The 16,795-nt window shown below is 56.7% G+C and carries 18 protein-coding genes; 10 read left to right on the forward strand and 8 right to left on the reverse strand.

What is annotated here, in order from left to right; genetic code table 11:
* Window positions 1-28: 28 nt before the first annotated feature.
* The 3 genes from LA5095_RS13050 to LA5095_RS13060 all read right to left on the reverse strand — a co-directional run bounded on the left by LA5095_RS13050 (window position 29) and on the right by LA5095_RS13060 (window position 4,653).
* Window positions 29-1,609: an ABC transporter substrate-binding protein gene (locus LA5095_RS13050; protein ID WP_055115459.1), complete on the reverse strand. Its 1,581-nt coding sequence runs from the start codon at window positions 1,607-1,609 to the stop codon at window positions 29-31.
* A 121-nt stretch (window positions 1,610-1,730) separates the two neighbouring features.
* Window positions 1,731-2,900 carry an acetylornithine deacetylase gene (gene argE, locus LA5095_RS13055; protein WP_235808773.1) on the reverse strand — a complete coding sequence of 390 codons (1,170 nt, stop codon included), beginning with the start codon at window positions 2,898-2,900 and terminating at the stop codon, window positions 1,731-1,733.
* A gap of 37 nt (window positions 2,901-2,937) precedes the next feature.
* Window positions 2,938-4,653 carry an adenylate/guanylate cyclase domain-containing protein gene (locus tag LA5095_RS13060; RefSeq protein WP_208992662.1) on the reverse strand — a complete coding sequence of 572 codons (1,716 nt, stop codon included), beginning with the start codon at window positions 4,651-4,653 and terminating at the stop codon, window positions 2,938-2,940.
* A 176-nt stretch (window positions 4,654-4,829) separates the two neighbouring features.
* Here LA5095_RS13060 and LA5095_RS13065 point away from each other — a divergent pair, with 176 nt between their 5' ends.
* A complete protein-coding gene (locus LA5095_RS13065) occupies window positions 4,830-5,189 on the forward strand; it encodes an ArsC family reductase (RefSeq protein ID WP_055115464.1) in 360 nt (119 codons plus the stop codon).
* A 55-nt stretch (window positions 5,190-5,244) separates the two neighbouring features.
* On the opposite strand, the gene LA5095_RS13070 is transcribed toward LA5095_RS13065, so the two are convergent.
* Complete coding sequence (locus LA5095_RS13070) at window positions 5,245-5,661, reverse strand: YcbK family protein (RefSeq protein ID WP_055115469.1); 417 nt, start codon at window positions 5,659-5,661, stop codon at window positions 5,245-5,247.
* A 188-nt stretch (window positions 5,662-5,849) separates the two neighbouring features.
* Between LA5095_RS13070 and LA5095_RS13075 the strand changes: the two genes are divergently transcribed.
* Together LA5095_RS13075 and LA5095_RS13080 are read left to right on the forward strand one after the other, a co-directional pair.
* Window positions 5,850-7,166: an aspartate aminotransferase family protein gene (locus LA5095_RS13075; protein WP_055115471.1), complete on the forward strand. Its 1,317-nt coding sequence runs from the start codon at window positions 5,850-5,852 to the stop codon at window positions 7,164-7,166.
* A gap of 123 nt (window positions 7,167-7,289) precedes the next feature.
* Window positions 7,290-7,580 (forward strand): hypothetical protein, encoded by a 291-nt coding sequence (locus LA5095_RS13080; RefSeq protein WP_144435970.1) that lies wholly within the window; start codon window positions 7,290-7,292, stop codon window positions 7,578-7,580.
* Window positions 7,581-7,931: 351 nt separating this feature from the next.
* Here LA5095_RS13080 and LA5095_RS13085 read toward each other — a convergent pair whose 3' ends face one another.
* Window positions 7,932-8,864 carry a LysR family transcriptional regulator gene (locus tag LA5095_RS13085; RefSeq protein ID WP_055115475.1) on the reverse strand — a complete coding sequence of 311 codons (933 nt, stop codon included), beginning with the start codon at window positions 8,862-8,864 and terminating at the stop codon, window positions 7,932-7,934.
* 95 nt (window positions 8,865-8,959) lie between these two features.
* On the opposite strand from LA5095_RS13085, the gene LA5095_RS32365 reads away from it, so the two are divergent.
* The gene (locus tag LA5095_RS32365) at window positions 8,960-9,199 is read left to right on the forward strand and encodes a hypothetical protein (RefSeq protein ID WP_144435971.1); all 240 of its coding nucleotides are present in this window, start codon (window positions 8,960-8,962) and stop codon (window positions 9,197-9,199) included.
* Window positions 9,200-9,243: 44 nt separating this feature from the next.
* Here the strand turns inward: LA5095_RS32365 and LA5095_RS13090 are convergent, their stop codons facing one another.
* Window positions 9,244-9,531 (reverse strand): DUF1330 domain-containing protein, encoded by a 288-nt coding sequence (locus LA5095_RS13090; RefSeq protein ID WP_055115721.1) that lies wholly within the window; start codon window positions 9,529-9,531, stop codon window positions 9,244-9,246.
* Between the two features lie 33 nt (window positions 9,532-9,564).
* Entirely contained in the window at window positions 9,565-10,161 is a 597-nt protein-coding gene (locus LA5095_RS13095; protein WP_055115477.1) for a LysE family translocator, read from the reverse strand.
* A gap of 97 nt (window positions 10,162-10,258) precedes the next feature.
* On the opposite strand from LA5095_RS13095, the gene LA5095_RS13100 reads away from it, so the two are divergent.
* The 6 genes from LA5095_RS13100 (at window position 10,259) to LA5095_RS13125 (ending at window position 16,483) form a co-directional block, all read left to right on the forward strand.
* Complete coding sequence (locus LA5095_RS13100; RefSeq protein ID WP_208992663.1) at window positions 10,259-11,668, forward strand: aminotransferase-like domain-containing protein; 1,410 nt, start codon at window positions 10,259-10,261, stop codon at window positions 11,666-11,668.
* Between the two features lie 69 nt (window positions 11,669-11,737).
* A complete protein-coding gene (locus tag LA5095_RS13105) occupies window positions 11,738-12,562 on the forward strand; it encodes an energy-coupling factor ABC transporter ATP-binding protein (RefSeq protein ID WP_208992664.1) in 825 nt (274 codons plus the stop codon).
* A complete protein-coding gene (locus tag LA5095_RS13110; protein WP_055115481.1) occupies window positions 12,559-13,167 on the forward strand; it encodes an energy-coupling factor transporter transmembrane component T family protein in 609 nt (202 codons plus the stop codon). The genes LA5095_RS13105 and LA5095_RS13110 overlap by 4 nt, the downstream gene beginning before the upstream one ends.
* Window positions 13,168-13,283: 116 nt before the next feature.
* On the forward strand, window positions 13,284-13,838 hold the full coding sequence (locus LA5095_RS13115) for a biotin transporter BioY (RefSeq protein WP_055115483.1): 555 nt from the start codon (window positions 13,284-13,286) through the stop codon (window positions 13,836-13,838).
* A gap of 24 nt (window positions 13,839-13,862) precedes the next feature.
* Window positions 13,863-15,305, forward strand: a complete 1,443-nt coding sequence (locus LA5095_RS13120) for an AMP-binding protein (RefSeq protein ID WP_055115486.1) — start codon at window positions 13,863-13,865, stop codon at window positions 15,303-15,305.
* Window positions 15,302-16,483: a thiolase family protein gene (locus tag LA5095_RS13125; protein ID WP_235808774.1), complete on the forward strand. Its 1,182-nt coding sequence runs from the start codon at window positions 15,302-15,304 to the stop codon at window positions 16,481-16,483. The genes LA5095_RS13120 and LA5095_RS13125 overlap by 4 nt, the downstream gene beginning before the upstream one ends.
* A 116-nt stretch (window positions 16,484-16,599) precedes the next feature.
* Here LA5095_RS13125 and LA5095_RS33050 read toward each other — a convergent pair.
* The coding region (locus LA5095_RS33050) for a hypothetical protein (protein WP_208992665.1) at window positions 16,600-16,795 on the reverse strand (196 nt) is incomplete at its 5' end.

Genomic DNA, 16,795 nt, shown 5'->3' on the forward strand with positions numbered 1-16,795 from the left:
CGGGAGCGTCAGGCGTAATGCGCTAAACTCAGTTCTTGTTTATGAATCGGAACTTGAACTGGTTGTCGGCGCGCTGGACGAGTTCGACGTTATCCGCGACACCCCAGGCAAGGCCCTGCTGGTGGAGCGGAATGTAGTAGGCGTTGTCATGGCTGATCTTGTACGCTTCCGCGATCAGGCCATCGCGCTTTTCCGGGTCGATTTCAACCAGCACTTCGCCGGTGAGCTTGTCGATCTTCTCATCGCAGAATCCGCCGAGGTTGAACGGAGAACCTTCACCGGCTTCGGTGCGGCAGTTCATCAGGTTCGACAACACGTTCCAGCTGTCGAGCGAACCCGGGGTCCAGCCAAGCAGATAGAACGACGTGTCGAAGCCACCGGACGCAAGAACCTTGGCAAAATACTTTGCTTTCGGCTGTGCGTTCAGATCGACCTTGATGTTGACGCGTGCCAGCATGGCGGCTACCGCCTGGCAGATGGCTTCGTCATTGACGTAGCGGTCATTCGGGCAGTCCATACCAACGGTGAAACCATCCGCATAACCGGCTTCGGACAGCAGCTTCTTCGCATTTTCCGGATCGTATGGATAGCGCTCGAATTCAGATGACTTGGAAAACAGGAATGGCGAAATCATGATCGCGGACGGCGTTGCCAGATCCCGCATGACCTTGTTCTTGATCGCCTCGATGTCGATCGCCTGGTAGAACGCCTTGCGGACTTTCTCGTCTTTGAACGGGTTCTTGCCCTTCACGTCCGAATAGAGCAGTTCGTCGCGCGTCTGGTCCATGCCAAGGAAGATCGTACGCAGCTCTGGTCCGGTCAGCGCAACGGTTCCGGCATTGTCGTTGATGCGTTTGATGTCCTGAACCGGGATCGGATAGACCATATCCAGTTCACCCGACAGCAACGCAGCAACACGAGTTGCGTCGGACGGGATCGGTGTGAATTCGACGGTGTCGACGTTGTGCTTGATCTCGTCCCACCAACCGTCGTTTTTCTCATAGACCGTCTTTACGCCTGCCTCATGGCTGACAATCTTGAACGGACCGGTGCCGTTCGCATTCAAGGACGAATAATTCGGCGTTGTGTCGGATGCGGACGTGACCTTGACCGCGTCGTTCTCGGTCGTCCACTCCTTGTCCATGATGTAGAACGTGTCCCACTCATAGTTCAGGATCGGGTTCGGGCCGGTCAGCACGAAGTCGACCGTGTGGTCGTCGACGATTTCCACCTTGGCGTCGGCAGGGACGCGTGTTGTCAGGTCGGAGCCTTCCGAGCGGACCCGGTCGACTGAAAAGGCGACATCTTCAGCGGTAAAATCGTTGCCGTTGTGGAACTTGACGCCCTTGCGCAGATAAAAACGCCAGCGGTTCGGTTCGATGATCTCCCAACGTTCAGCCAGTGCAGGCTCGATGGCGAGATCCGCCCCACGACGCGTCAGCCCCTCATAGGCATTGCCGAGCGACGACAGGGTGAAGGTTTCGTTGAGGCTGTAGGGATCGAGGCCGTTCAAACTGCCCTGGAAGGCAAACTTGAAGGTTTCTGCCTGTGCAGCAGCCCCTGTCCCCGCGGCCAGCAGCGCGGTAAAAATCAAAGTCTTCTTGTTCATTTTCCCCTCGTTTTCCCGTTTCCGGAATGCTTTTTTTACTTTCTCCGTACCCCCTCAACAAGGGTAGGACCGTTCGTCGATTGCGAACTATGACATTGTAACCGTCGGTGTTCAAACCCGGTCAGAATTGTTTTTGGGATAATCCGGCAAGCAGCTGGTCCAAAAAAGTCGCACACCGGTCCAATTCCACAAGTTCGATATATTCGTCCGCCTGATGAGCCTGGTCGATCGAGCCCGGACCACAGACGACTGTCGACAGTCCGTGGTTCTGAAAAATTCCGCCCTCGGTCGCGTAGACAACCACGTGACGCCCATTGTCCCCCGTCAGGCGCCGGACTTCGGTTTCCGCACGGCCATCCGGCTCCTCCGAAAGGCCGGGAACATAGGCCAGATGCTCGACGTCGATCGAACAGTCCGCCGAAATCTCCAGCATGTCCGGCAGAACATGATTTTCAATGTAAGTCTGGTAGGCGTCGATCCAGGCCTTTGCACTGTCGCCCGGCAGCAGCCGGATATCGGTGGCAAATTCGCAATGCTGTGCCGTAATGTTGTGTGCTTGCCCGCCTTTGATCACTCCGCTGTGCAGCGTCGTGTAAGGCGGTTCGAATGGACAATCGGGATCGGCCGCGGCCTTGTTTTCGGCGGTTCGGGTGTCGAGCCATGTGATCAGTTTGGCAGCCGCTGAAATTGCTGAAACACCCCGGTGCAACTGGCTGGAATGCGCCGGGTGCCCCCGAATTCTGGTTTTGAAGACCGCTATTCCCTTATGTCCGGTCACCACTTTCATATTGGTTGGTTCGCCGACAATGGCGAAAGACGGTTGCGGTTCTTTCGCCAGCAGATCACTGACGAGTGGTGCGGCACCGAAGCAGCCGATTTCCTCGTCGTAGGAAAGAGCAATGTGGATGGGTTTTTCAAGATCGGCGGCCAGAAAATCCGGAACCTTGGAAAGTGCGGTCGCCGCAAATCCCTTCATGTCGGCAGATCCGCGACCGTAGAGTCTGCCTTCAGATTCCCAGGCGGTGAAGGGATCCCGAGACCAGTTTTGGCCTGCAACCGGCACCACATCCGTATGTGCGGACAAAACAACGCCACCTTCGACTGCAGGCCCGATCCGCGCATGAAGCGCAGCCTTTGTTCCGGTCTCGTCGGGCACGCGCGTTGACGCAATGCCATGCTCGCCAAGATAATCTTCAACAAACGAAATGAGGTCGAGGTTGCTGCGGTCTGAAACGGTGTTGAAGGAGATGAGTTTCTCCAGCATTTCCCGTGGCGTATAACGGGTATTCACAAAGGCTCCAGTGCTCGTTTCAGGCGAAGGCAGTCACTCAACCTTCGGGAATTTTGACAGTATCTAAGCTGTTCACGGCGAAGATTTGCAAGGGAATTTCTTTACCTCTGACATTGATTTCAGCGTTTTCTGCTTCAAGGATTTCCGCTTCAGCGGCATCTATGACCGCTTTCGAAACAACGAGAAAACTGCCATGCGTCTTGTTTTCGGTTTCAAGCCGGCTTGCCGTGTTGACGACGTCCCCGAGGGCAGTGAGTCCTCCGCTTGCTCCGGCAACTCCGATTCTGCCCAGAATAGCAGGACCCAGATGCAAACCGATTCCCAGCCGGATAGGGTCACTGAATTGCGGGCCTTTTTCAGTCTCGAGCGATTGCATCACCGCCTCAATTCGCTTTGCGGCACGCAACGCCTGCCGAGCGCCCTGTCCCGGATTGTTGTCCATCCCGAATATCGCCATGATGCCGTCGCCGATGAACTTGTCGACAAATCCTCCCTCTGACCGGATCGCACCGGAAGCCTGATCGAGATAACTGTTCAGGAGGTGGACCACATCATAAGCAAGCTGGGATTCAGTAATTCGGGTGAAATTTCTGAGATCGACGAACATGACGACGACTTCCTGCTCGACACCCCAGTAGTAGGCATCCTTGAGGTTCTCGCTGGTCTCGGAAGTCACCTTGACCGGAACGAGCGGCTGCACGCCGAGGTTCTGCAAGGGTCTGATCTGGCAGGCAAGCCTGACCCCCTTATCCGCAGAAATTCGCATGAGAACAGCCTTCTCGGCAGCTTCCGGCGGGGCGAGTGTTTCTTCTCCCTCGAACACCTTGACGCGGCAGGTGGAGCACCGTGCCCGCCCGCCGCAGACCGAGGCGATGGGCACATCGTTGATCCGGCTGATCTCAAGCAGTGTGGCGCCGGGTTTCGCACGGACCGCGAGGCTACCCGGATACGTGATTGTCAGTCGTCTCGCGCTCAGGCCGATCAGATAGCGGAACAGGATGACCAGCAGGCTGCATGCGATCAGGCCAAAGACCACGGCCCGTCCTTCGATGACGAAAGTTGTCAGCCAGTCGAACTGGGCTTCCGAGACCTTCACCTTTACGTCCTTGGCAAGTTCGAGCCGGCGTGCCCCTTCGATAAAGCCCCATAAAGCGAGCACCGGCATCGCGACCGCGAAGGCAAGAGCGACAAATCTGAGGCGGTAGTACAAAGGGTAAAGCCTCAGCCAGAAGTGCAGTCCGATCATCGAATGCGACCAGACGACGAGCAGAAGAAGTGACTGGGTGACGCCGTGTTCGGGCCAGAGAATGGTCAGCATCTGATGGTAGGTCGGCGCGAAGCCGAAGTTGTTGGCCAACCCCATGGTCGTGCCGACGTGCGGAATAAGGCTCCAGGGGATATAGAACCCAAACACCAGCTGAATGAACTCCCACCGGGGCATCTTGAGCGTGCGTCTCCTGGCGGTGCGCCAGAGCGCAAGCAGCACATGCGTCATTGCGGCGACAAGAAGCAGACTTTCGCCAAACGGGTTGCGCCAGACCTTGTAGTGCCAGATGGATGCCTTCTCCATGGCATCGACGGATATGACACCGAGCGCATGGTTCGAGAAATGACTCAGGCAGAAAACGAACAGGATAAGGCCGCTCCACAGACGAAGGCGCTGTCGCCAGTTCCCCCACGAAGGCGTGGATCTGATTTGACGAGGGGACGGGACTGTCTTGACCGGAAGAGACGGTGATCCAGACGCAGTCATTCGGGTCTCCGGCATTCTTGTGCGCGACGGTGATGGTGCCATAGGCGATCTTGAGAATCTGTGACCCGAGAATGCAGCCGGGTCAAGCCGAGCGGGGGAAAGTCGGTTCCGGGACTTGAAACCATTGCCTCAAATCGTAACTTTCCTGCCAGCAATCCGGTCGGGAAGGGAATCTTATGAAAGTCTACGGCATCAAGAACTGCGACACGGTCAAGAAAGCCCGGAAATTTCTTGAAGAGGTCGGGGTCGATTACGAATTCCACGACTATAAAAAGGACGGTGTGAATGGTGACAAACTGGCGGAATTCGTTAGCGAATTCGGTTGGGACACTGTTCTCAACAAGCGTGGTACGACCTGGCGGAAACTTGACGAAGCGACCAGGGATGCCGTGACCGATGCCGACAGTGCCGTGGCAGTCATGATCGAGAATCCGTCGGCCATCAAGCGCCCGATCGTGGAAGGAGCCCGCAAGAATTTTATCGGCTTTGATCCGGTTTCCTGGGAAATGGCCCTGGAAATGGGAGAGTTGAAATAGGCACACCTCCGGGAACAGGCCGATTGCAGATCGTTCGCCCGGATTTTCAGCCGGGCTACCAGGTCCGGCGCGGACCTGTATCGATGTGAAAGTGGCCGGAAGAGTAGTGTTTGTAGCCACCAACCTCTGGCTGGGCCTTAAGGTAGGCGATCACGGAGGAGGGGTCGGCGCTGACTGAAAAGTCCACAGCCTTGCAGTTCAGGTGATAGGATTTGCGTGCTCCGCCCTTCCGCCAGTTTTCCAGCCACCAGCGTTTGGTGGAGTGAACGGTAACCTTGCCGTAGCGGTCTGCGACCCGGTTGAGGACCTTTTTGAGCTGGCGCGGAACGCACCACGATGAATCGTCGTATTCGATTGAATTATGGGATGCGGTTGCCCATCCCATGCCGGTGACCCCTGCAACTGTGCCGCAGCCGGCAAGAGTGACGGTAAACCCGATAAAGAATATCCAGGCGAAGAGGCGCTGACGCATGACGGGCGGGCCTTGTCGAAAGTGTTGCGATGTCCCCCACGTGAATGTTCCTGCAATTTGATTAAAATTGTGATGAAAAACATGGTTAACGCGACCAAGAAACAAATGTTTCAGATTGGACTATCATCTGATACATTTGTTGCAAACATAACCCGATCGCATACCGATCACTGTCCGGATCAGTCGCCATGTCGCATGTATTCCCTCGTCATACCAAAGCCAATCCGCCCGTCGCAGCATCGGGAGATGGGTGCTATATAATTGATAAAAATGGGAAAAAATATTTCGACGGATCAGGTGGTGCCGCTGTCTCATGCCTTGGGCATTCCGATCCGGACGTTACACAGGCAATCAAGGATCAGGTGGACAGGATCGCCTTCGCACATACCGGATTTTTCACGACGGAACCGGCGGAAGAGCTCGCGGACCTGCTCGTGGCAAGGGCTCCGGGAAACCTTGACCGTGTCTATTTCGTTTCGGGAGGGTCCGAAGCCGTTGAAGCGGCGCTCAAGCTCGCCCGTCAGTACTTTCTTGAAAAGGGCGAACCTTCCCGTCACCGGGTAATTGCGCGGCGTCAAAGCTACCACGGCAATACGCTTGGCGCGCTGGCAACAGGCGGCAACCAGTGGCGACGTGAGCCATTTTCACCGCTGATGATCGAAACGTCCCATATTGCTCCATGTTTCGAATATCGCGGTCGCAGGGAAGCTGAAACCGCTTTTGAATATGGCCAGAGGGTCGCCGGCGAACTGGAGACGGAAATTCTTCGGCTGGGACCTGAAAACGTGATGGCCTTTGTCGCCGAACCGGTCGTCGGTGCCACGGCAGGAGCGGTGCCTCCCGTTGAGGGATATTTCAAGCGCATTCGGGAGATCTGCGACACCTATGGCGTCCTGCTGATCCTCGACGAGGTGATGTGCGGCATGGGCCGTACCGGAACGCTGTTCGCTCACGAGCAGGACGGCGTTTCGCCAGACATTCTGTGTATTGCCAAGGGGCTCGGCGCCGGATACCAGCCCATCGGTGCCATGCTGTGCACCGATGAAATCTACCGGTCGATCGAAGACGGGACCGGCTTCTTTCAGCACGGTCATACCTATATCGGTCATCCGACAGCCTGTGCGGCAGCCTTGACGGTATTCAAGAAACTCGACGGAGGTCTTGTCGAGAGAGTTTCGCCGATGGGTGACAAGCTCGAACAGGAACTGAACGATGCCTTCGGGCAGCATCCTCATGTTGGCGACATTCGTGGTCGCGGGCTGTTCCGCGGTATTGAAATTGTCGAGGACAGAAGCACCAAGACCCCGTTCGACCCCGCGCGGGGGATCAACAAGTCCGTGAAGAAGGCGGCTTTCGACGCTGGTCTGATCTGTTATCCGATGGGTGGAACGGTTGATGGTGTCCGTGGCGATCATGTTTTGCTGGCGCCGCCTTTCATAATTGAAGACAGCCACGTCACGGAAATCGTCGACAAGCTGGATCGTGCCTTCAGGTCCGTTTTCTGACCCTGTGCGGGAATTTTGCGAACAGGTATTCCGAATATTAATATTGCTTAACATTACGCGAAGTTAAATTGAATAAACATCGCTGAACACCATTTCTGAAGAAGCAAAGCTTAGGAGGTGAAGGTGATAGATAATTCAACAGAAAACGGCGAGAGAATTACTGCAGATCAGATAGATACAACCTTCCTGAATCGGTTTGCAGCGGGTTTCGTCGCCATGATGAACAATATGTACGACGTTGCAATACAACGTTTGCCGCAGAGTAGCGGAGATGAAGAAGCCAAACTCGAAGCGTCGTCGAAAAAGCGGTCCGCCTATCAGGGTTTGGCAGACAACCGGCCCGTGGAGTTTGACGAAGGATACGGTTCCGGAGGTTACCGCGGTTCGGAACGGTTTCACCACTTGTATCACTAGCGCTCATCGATTGAGTGTTGGATCCGGCCGGCGCGCTTTCTTCTGCTGACCAGGCGGCTTGTGTGCAACGGTGTACCCCACCACAAGCGCAATCCAACGCAGTCAGCGGGAGAAAGAGCCCGGCCCTTCGGGTGCCGGAAAGCAACGCATCGGCAGCGTTGCGCCACTTGACCGATGCACCGCATCGCCCTTCGTGACGCGCCTTGCCGAGTGACCTGCTTTCCGGCATCAAACGAACGAACATTCAATGGATGCGCTCCCGGATCGCGTCGGCACCAAAAGTGTCGGCCCGAGCGTTCGAAGCTGAGCAATTTCAAAAACGCGGCGCCATAATATCTCGTTTTGGGCTCGTTAGTCGTCCGAACCGATCAGGACCGCTTCAGGGCAATGCAGGCCGTCCCTGCCGAGTTCCGAAACGACCCAGTCCTGGAACAGGCGAACTTTGCGGCTGTTCTTGTTTCGCGGTGGATAACTAAGCGCCCAGGATTCATCTTCCTCTGCACATACAAGGTCAAAGGGCTGAATGAGCTGACCTTGCTGCAAGGCCTGCCTGCAAAAATAAGGCGTTAGAATTGCAACACCCTGTCCCGCGATGGCCCTGTTGGCCTCAAGTGCCTGGGAACCCATGCGCGATGTCGGCCATTTCGTCAGATCGGCATCAGGAAGTCCTGCCGCACTGAACCAGGTGCGCCACCAGGGGTCGTCCGGGTCGATTATCGGAAGCTTGAGTAAATCCGCGGGCGTATTGATGCCGCCAATGCCCTGTGCAAGCTGAGGTGCAACCAGTGGTGTGAATTCAGCGGCGATCAGCGGAATGAACAAATTGCCCTTCGGAGGAGGGTAACAAGCGGAAATCGTCACGTCCGCCTGGTCGAACTTGGGCTTCTCCCAGGGGCCGTAGGAAACCAGCCGCACGGCAATGTCGGGGTTTTGCATCTGAAAGGAAAACATGCGGGATGCAAGCCAGTTCACGGCAAATGTCGTGTTGCTCGAAACGACCAGTTCGCTCGCGTCTGCATCCTGCACGTCCTGGAAAGTCTGCCGCAATCGAGAGAAGGCCTCGACGACTCCCTCGGCAAGAAGGGCTCCCTTTTGTGTCAGATCGATCTTGCGTGTTTTCCGTTCAAAGACTGCAAAACCGAGTTTCTCCTCCAGCAGCTTGATCTGGTAACTGACGGCCGCTTGTGTCAGTCCAAGCTCGTCCCCGGCTTTCGTGAAACTCAGGTGCCGGCTCGCTGCTTCAAAGGCACGGATCGCGGAAAGAGGTGGGAGGTTGAGCGTCATGCATAAATTTCCCTTATGCATAGATGACAAGATTTCGTTGGTCAGACGGGTTCCGGAAGCCGATATGTAACTCACAAATATGTGGAGTTACAACAATGTCAGATCAAATTTGTTGCACACAAGATGTTGCCGCCCGCAAGAGAGAAAGGAATTTCTCCCTAGTTAAGCTTATTCAAACTTTGGTGGGTTCGCTGCGAACGAACAAACGCCGCCGGGTTAATCTGACCGATTTGCCGCCTGAGTTGATGAAGGACATCGGTTTCGAGGTGCCACCTCGGGGTGACAAATCGCTGGAGCAGCACTGGCTTGCCGAACTCGACCGCCTGTCGCGGTAGAATCTGGTTATCGAATCCGTTTGCTGGCCTCGCAGATGACCGGCTCACTCATCGTAAAACTGGATTTCCATTTCACAGGCGGCATCGCGCAAAGGAATCAGGTCCCGATAGGCACTTGAGTTGTAAAACCGCAGCGCATTTTCCAGGTCCGGATATCGGAATACGGCAGTAACATGCCGGATTTTCTCATTGCCACGCAGCGTCGTCCTGTAAGTGCCTCGCACCACGGTCTCAATGTTGTGGTTCTGCATGAGTTCGGCAGCCTTTCGCACGTAATCCTGAAAGGCCGCGCTGTCTTTGATCGTCGCATAGGAAAAGTTGAGAACAGGCATTTTCATGGCTCTCGTCGTGGAAAGGTTCCGGGGTCAGAGGACAAGCGCCCAAACTGTTGCCGCCAGCATGGCAATTGCCATGGCGACTGTAATGGCCCGCATGACAGGTCCGTCCCCGATCAACGTCAGGATGGAGACACCTGCGAGTGCCCAGAGCGAGTGGAAGACCAGACCGCCCAGCATGAATCCTGTCATGAGAATGAGGGCGTTTTCAGGAACACTTAGTGTATTGCCGGCAAAAAATGTCGAGAACGCCACAAGGCTCATGGCCCATGTCTTCGGACTGAGCGGATGGATAAGCAGTCCTTCCCAGAAGCTGGGCAGGGACACGTCGCCTCTGGGTTTTATGCTCAAACTGATGATGCGCCAGGCAAGATAGGTCATGTACGCCATGCTCAGCACCTTGAAGATCGTAACGATTGTCCCGCCGCCTGCCATTACGTGACCGAGCCCGTATGCCACGCTGAGATTGAGCGCAATGGACCCGACCTGCGATGCCATGATCACCGGAAAGGCCGTGCGGTATCCGGCCGAGGCGCCGATCGCGAGGAAGGTCAGGTTCCCTGGACCCGGAGTTCCTGTCATGACGATCACGAAAACCGCAAAGGCTAACAAAGTGGCGAAGTCCATCGAATGTCTCCAACAATAAATCGATACAATCGATACAAAATAGCGGAGATATTAATTGTCTTGAGATATTGTATCCGTCAATGTAAATATTGTTCCTATGACAATGTGGATTCCGAAGATCGAGGACGCGCAGGGGCCGATCTATCTCGCGATCGCAAATGCGCTGGAGGCCGATATCAACGAGGGTGTGCTGGACCAGGGTGACCGGTTGCCGCCCCAACGTGAGCTTGCCTACCGGCTTGGCGTGACGCTCGGCACGATTACTCGTGCTTACGGCGAAGCCGAGCGTCGACGGCTGGTCAAGGGCGAAACTGGAAGGGGAACCTATGTCGCACCCGAAACACACAAGGTGTCACCGCTTGTACCGAAGGAAGACGAACCGGACGTTTGTGATCTCGCCAGGAATTTTGCTTACCCGCATCTGAATCCCAGCCTGTCCGATGGCCTGGTGCGTATGGCAGGGACGGTCGGTATCGACCGGTTGAACGGGTTTGTCCCTTCGGAGGGATTGAAGGCCCATCGGGAAACAGGTGTTCTTGTCTTCAAGGACTATGGCCTGGAGGCAGACCCGGACCGGGTCGCCGTGACCTGTGGGGCGCAACACGGCATTCAGGTGACCTGTCAGGCGTTGTTTCGCAGCGGTGACGCGATTGCTGTCGATCGGTTTACATATCCGTCCATCTTTCCGTCGCTCGCGAGCATCGGATTGAAGGCGGTCTCCGTGCCGGCAATTGTTCGGGCCGACGGCGGCTTTGGAGCCATGGACCCGGACGCCCTTGCACAGGCCGCCATAAGTCACGGCATCAAGGGTGTCTTTTTGATGCCCAATATGCAGAACCCCACAACCCACACCATGTCGGCCGAAGAACGGGAGGATCTGGTCAGGGTTGCGCGCGAGCATGATCTCAAGATCGTGGAGGACGATCCCTATACACCGTTTTTGCCGGAAACCCTTCCGGCCTTCGGCGCGCTTGCACCTGAACGCACCGCATCGATCGCCAGCATCTCCAAGGTCTGCTCGCCCGGCAGCCGCATCGGTTTCGTGCATGTGCCGGAGCTATTTGGCAATTCCATTCGCAACAAGATCGGCGAAAGCACGTGGATGGCTTCGCCGATTACCGCCGAACTGATTGCCGGCTGGGTGCGTGAAGGACATCTGTTCAAGACCCTGCGCCTGAAACGGATCGCCAACAGAACCCGCTTCCGCCAAGCGGTTCAAATCCTGTCTCCCTATTATCTCCAGGGTGACACCAACAAGGTTTTCGGATGGTTGCGCCTGCCCGCGCATGTCGATGCCGATGCGGTTCAGGCAGCCCTTGGCCACCAGCGGATTTCAGTGCTTTCGTCGCGTTATTTCCAGTTGCGGGATCATGCGCCGGCGCCCTATTTGCGGATCACTTTCGGCTCCGAAGAGTCCGACGAGCGTTTCCGACGGTCACTGGAAAAAGTCCGGGCGACCATTGACCAATTGGCCGAATTGCCGGAACTGAGCCGCCCTGTAGGATAGGATCACTTTGACATCCCGGGTTTTCCGGTCAATAAGCAGCCCCCAGGAGACAGGGACGCCGGGTTGCCGTTGACCGATCAACACCCGGACGTTCCCGGGCGCCGTTGGCGAGGTGAAATGGCTTTCTGGCTCACAAAGAACAGACAGGAACAGGCCCGGGTCTGCGATCCGGAAGCAAACCCGTTTGCTGTCTTCGAAGGAGCCGGCCTCGAGATCGGCAACAGACGTATCCTGTCCGATCTGACACTTTCATTGAAGGAAGACCGGATCGGGGTGATCGGATTGAACGGATCCGGCAAGAGCACGTTTGTACGCATGCTGAACGGCCTGCGACTGCCGGACCATGGATCGCTGAGGCTGTTCGGCGCGGAGGCAGAAAAAGCTGCTCCTGAATTGCCCCGCCATGTCGGATTTGTCTTCCAGAACCCGGATCATCAGGCCATTTTCCCTACGGTCGAAGAAGAAATCGCGTTCGGCCTGACGCAGTTGGGCGCAGACAAGCGGGAAAGCCGCGAACGCGCTCTGGTGTTCCTGCAGGCGCATGGCTGCGAAGCATTGGCAGCGTCGCCGATTGCCGAATTGTCCGAGGGGCAGAAACAACTGGTCTGCATATTGTCCGTGCTCGTCATGGAACCGCGTTTGCTGGTGTTGGACGAACCAATGACCAGTCTGGATGCACTGGCCTCCCGCAGGATACGCGACAAGATCCTGTCATTGCCGCAGAAAATCGTGATGGTGAGCCATGATCTTGGCCATTTCGAGGGTTTCGACCGAATCTTGTGGCTCGAAGAAGGCCGGCTGCGAATGGACGGATCTCCTTTTGAGGTCCTGAGGGCATTTGAGGCGGACATCTCGCGCAGATCGGGTGTTAAACTGGAGCTGGCGGCGTTGTGATCTCGATCTATCTCCAGGGAACCAGCTGGTTGCACCGAATTCCGGCTGGGTTGAAACTGTTGGCCGTGGCGATTGCCAGCCTGATACTGTTTCAGGTCAAGTCGCCCTGGGTCTTTCTCGCGTGCCTTGTCGTCGTGGCCGTATGTTATGCCTCGCTGGGCAGGCAAGGGGTCGCGCAATTGAAGCTTTTGCGCGGGTTGAGCTATTTTCTTGGCATCTTGCTGCTTTTTCACTGGGTGTCCGGAACCTTTCTGGAGGGTGTCTCGGTCATCCTGCGCCTGCTTGTGCTTGTTCTGGCGGCAAATCTGGTTTCGGTGACCACCCGTCTGGACGATATGCTTGATGCGGTCATGCCGCTGTTCATGCCGCTTGAATGGATCGGTTTGTCGGCAAGAAAACCGGCTTTGGGCGTTGCGCTTGTGCTTCGGTTCGCGCCTTACATGATGCAGATTTTTTCCAGGTTGCGTGAGGCCTATCAGGCACGCGCCGGAAGCACGAATTCCTGGAAGTTGCTGCCTCCGCTGGCCATTCAGTGCCTGCGCATGTCCGACAATGTCGCAGACGCACTCAGGGCGCGCGGCGGATCGGAAGGCTTGCCGAGATAAATTTGAAATCATGCGGGTAACAGAAGCCCGCGTTGGGTGAATTCTGAGGAAGCAAGGCGGTCGACAAAGTCGCCTGGCAGACACGGACCAAAACAAAATGGAGGCGTGGAAACGCTATGGCTGATCGTTCGCTGGTTCATATCGCATTCTATGCGGCATTGATCGCTGCACTGGGACTGGTTCCCCCGGTTGCAATTCCGTTTCTGGGGGGTGTGCCGATCACGGCGCAGACGCTGGGTGTGATGCTTGCTGGTGTCATGCTGGGCCCGGTCAGGGGCGGGCTTGCCGTTCTCCTGTTCTTGTTTCTGGTTGCACTCGGTGCACCGTTCCTCTCCGGTGGCCGGGGTGGATTGGGTGTTTTCGCCACGCCGTCCGTCGGTTTCCTGATCGGTTGGCCGGTCGGTGCTTTTGTTGCGGGCTGGATCATGCGGGCAACTTCCCGCATGAACATTCTTGCCTCGGCAGCTGTTTCCGCAGCATTTGGCGGGATAGTCGTGGTTTATCTCTTTGGCATTCCGGGCGTCGCCTATATGGCTGGTTTGCCGCTCCTCGAGGCCACTTACCTGAGTGCAATCTACATCCCTGGCGATCTGGTCAAGGTTGCGATCACTGCTCTTATCACGCAAACGGTTGCGCGCGGCTTGCCCGGTGCGATCCTGTCGCGTAGCTGATCGCACTCCTCCAGGCGAGGCATTATGGCCTTTGTCGGAAACAGACTGAAAGACTTCGCTGCCGCACGGCCTGGTGACACGGCGCTGAAGTGCGGTGCCGCCACGTGGACATGGCGGTGCCTGGTGGATGCGATCGGCTCCGTGGAAGACCTCGTCCGACACGCTACCTCCAGGGGTGGCCGCGTTGCCCTCCTGCTGGACGATCCGGCAGCGCTGCTGATCTGCTTCCTTGCCTGTGCCCGCACTGCGCGGATCGCAATGGTGCTCGACCCAGGCTGGCCGGACGGCCAAAGGACCCGGGTGCTGAGCGCCGTTCGCCCGGAATTGCTGATAGATACCCGCTCCTATTCTCTGGTTCGGCAACAGGCAGTACTCGAAAACGCAGTGTCAGCATTGAATGAACCAGATCCTGTAGAAAATGATCCATTTTACTGTGGCTTTACGTCTGGCTCGACCGGCACCCCAAAGGGATATCTTCGAAATCACGGTTCATGGCTCTGGAGTTTTGAGCTTTCAAAAAGGGAATTCGGGATCTCGGACAGGGACAGGATCGTGCTTGCCGGACAACTTACCCACTCGCTTCACCTTTATGGCGCGGTTTGCGGGCTGGCATGTGGTCACGAGGTTGTCCTGACGCCTCGTTTCGACCCCCGCTCCTTACTTGCCGATCTTTCAGGGGGTGGTGCGGCGGCCGTGCTTTATGCAACGCCGACACAACTGCATTTTCTGGCGGAAGCAGCGGAAAGGCTTGGCCCTGTTGAACCGGTCCATCAGGTGCTGGCAAGTGGTGCCAAGTGGCAGGACCGGGATCGCGAACGGCTTGCCGAAGTCTTTCCAGAAGCACATTTGTTCGAGTTTTATGGAGCGTCGGAGACGAGTTTCATTACGATTTCAGGGTCAGCTGAAAACGCACCACCAGGATCGGTCGGCCGCCCGCCCGCAGGGATCGACATTGTGATCGGGGATCCCGGTGCACCTGTGCCGAGCGGCGAGGCGGGTGCGATCTGGGTGAAAAGCAATCTGCTCTTTTCCGGCTATCTCTGTGGCAACGATCCGCAGACACGCTGGCAGGACGGCTGGCTGACCTTCGGAGATGAGGGATATCTGGACGGGAACGGATTCCTGTTCCTGACTGGTCGTTCCAACCGGATGATCGTGACGTCGGGTTTGAATGTCTATCCGGAAGAAATCGAAGCTGTGCTGTTGTCTCATCCGGATGTTGCCGCGGCAATCGTGATTGGATTGGAAGATCCGGTCAGGGGCCAACGACTGGAAGCCGCCGTGCAAATGGGAGTTCCAACAAAGCGGGCCGAAGACGTGTTGTTGAGATATTGCAGGACACGACTCGCGGCCGGCAAGCTGCCGCGCCGGATCCTGATTTTTGAAAACCTGCCACTGACGGCAGGAGGTAAACCGGACATTCAGCGTGTGACCCGCGAACTGTCCACCCGGAGGGGCGTGGAGTGAGCGTTCCAGCAAGAACTGCTGCTTACATGATCGCCGCGAGGCGTACACCGGTCACCCCGCGCGGGGGTGGCCTTTCTGCCTATCAGGTCGATGAACTGGCGGCGCCGGTCCTGAGAATGGTCCTGATGGATGTCGGGGTTCCACCGGCCTCGGTCGATCATGTCATCCTTGGTAATGCGCTTTATGCCGGCGGTAATCCGGCGCGCATGGCGATGCTCCGGGCAGGCTTGCCGAGCACGGTTCCGGCCATGACGCTCGACAGCCAGTGCTGTTCCGGTCTGGACGCGATCATCATGGCCTCTCGCCTGATCGAGGCGGGCGCGGCGGAATGCGTGCTGGCTGGTGGTGCTGAAAGTTACAGCCGGGCGCCGATACGAATGAAACGACCGCTCGACAAGGCGTCCAGCCCTGTTGCCTACGACAGACCGCCATTTGCGCCACCGCCTTACGCTGACCCGGATCTGGCGGATGCCGCTGCAAGGCTTGCGACGGACCGTGCGATATCGCGCGAGGCCCAGGCCGAATTTGCAATTTCCTCGCATGCCAAGGCGATTGAGGCCAAGAGCAGTCATGACGGTAATCTTGTTCCGGTGGCCGACCATGCGCCTGTCGACGAGTTTACACGCAATCTCACTTTGAAGACCGCAATGCGCGCTGCCGTTCTTGCAGGACACCATGATTGCGGACTGACGGCTGCTACAATTGCCTGCGAGGCAGACGCCGCGGCTGGCGTCTTGCTGGTTTCGGAGCGCATATGGAAGGACATGGCGATCCCGGCACTCAGAATACTGGCAGGAAGGAGTGAAGGAGGTGACCCGTCCGACCCGGCACTGGTTCCGGCAAAGGTCGCGATTTCGCTGTTTGAGGGCCTGAATAGATCTACGCGGGATTTCGGCTGCATAGAACTGATGGAAGCCTACGCGGTTCAGGCGATGGTGACCGCAAGGGACCTTGGAGTTGCGCCCCGTCAATTGAACAGGCTGGGCGGCGCGCTGGCGCGCGGGCACCCGATTGGCGCCTCGGGCGCGGTTTTGGCGGTCCAGCTTTTTGAGCAGATGGTAAGGACGCAGGGGAAGGCTGGGGCAGGCACTGCAGGCCCGGGTCTTGCATTGATAGCGGCAGCGGGTGGCCTGGCTTCTGGATTGGTGGTTGAGCGCGTTGTTAGCAAAGGTGGATAACTTGTAACCTTCTGAAAACATTAAATTTAATCCATGTAGTGAAACTTTTTTCGCTTTTTTGCATTTTTTTCGTTTTGGCCTGTTGACGTTATAAGATGTGGTGCGTATAACCGCGCTCATCGACGGCGGCGATGTCGCTGGCGGCAGGGTTTTGTGACCTTAATTCCAGAAAATTGGTCTTTGTTGGCCGGGTCGAGAGGTTCGGTTAAGGCTTGTTTTTGTTGTGATTTTGGTTTTGCCTTTTGAGGTTTTTCCTCGGTTCTTTGACAATTTGGTAATGAAGGAAGGGAAGCGTAGGCGGCGTTGGCCTTG

Origin of the sequence: Roseibium album (assembly GCF_001404515.1) — a bacterium.
Taxonomy (GTDB): Bacteria; Pseudomonadota; Alphaproteobacteria; order Rhizobiales; family Stappiaceae; genus Roseibium; species Roseibium album.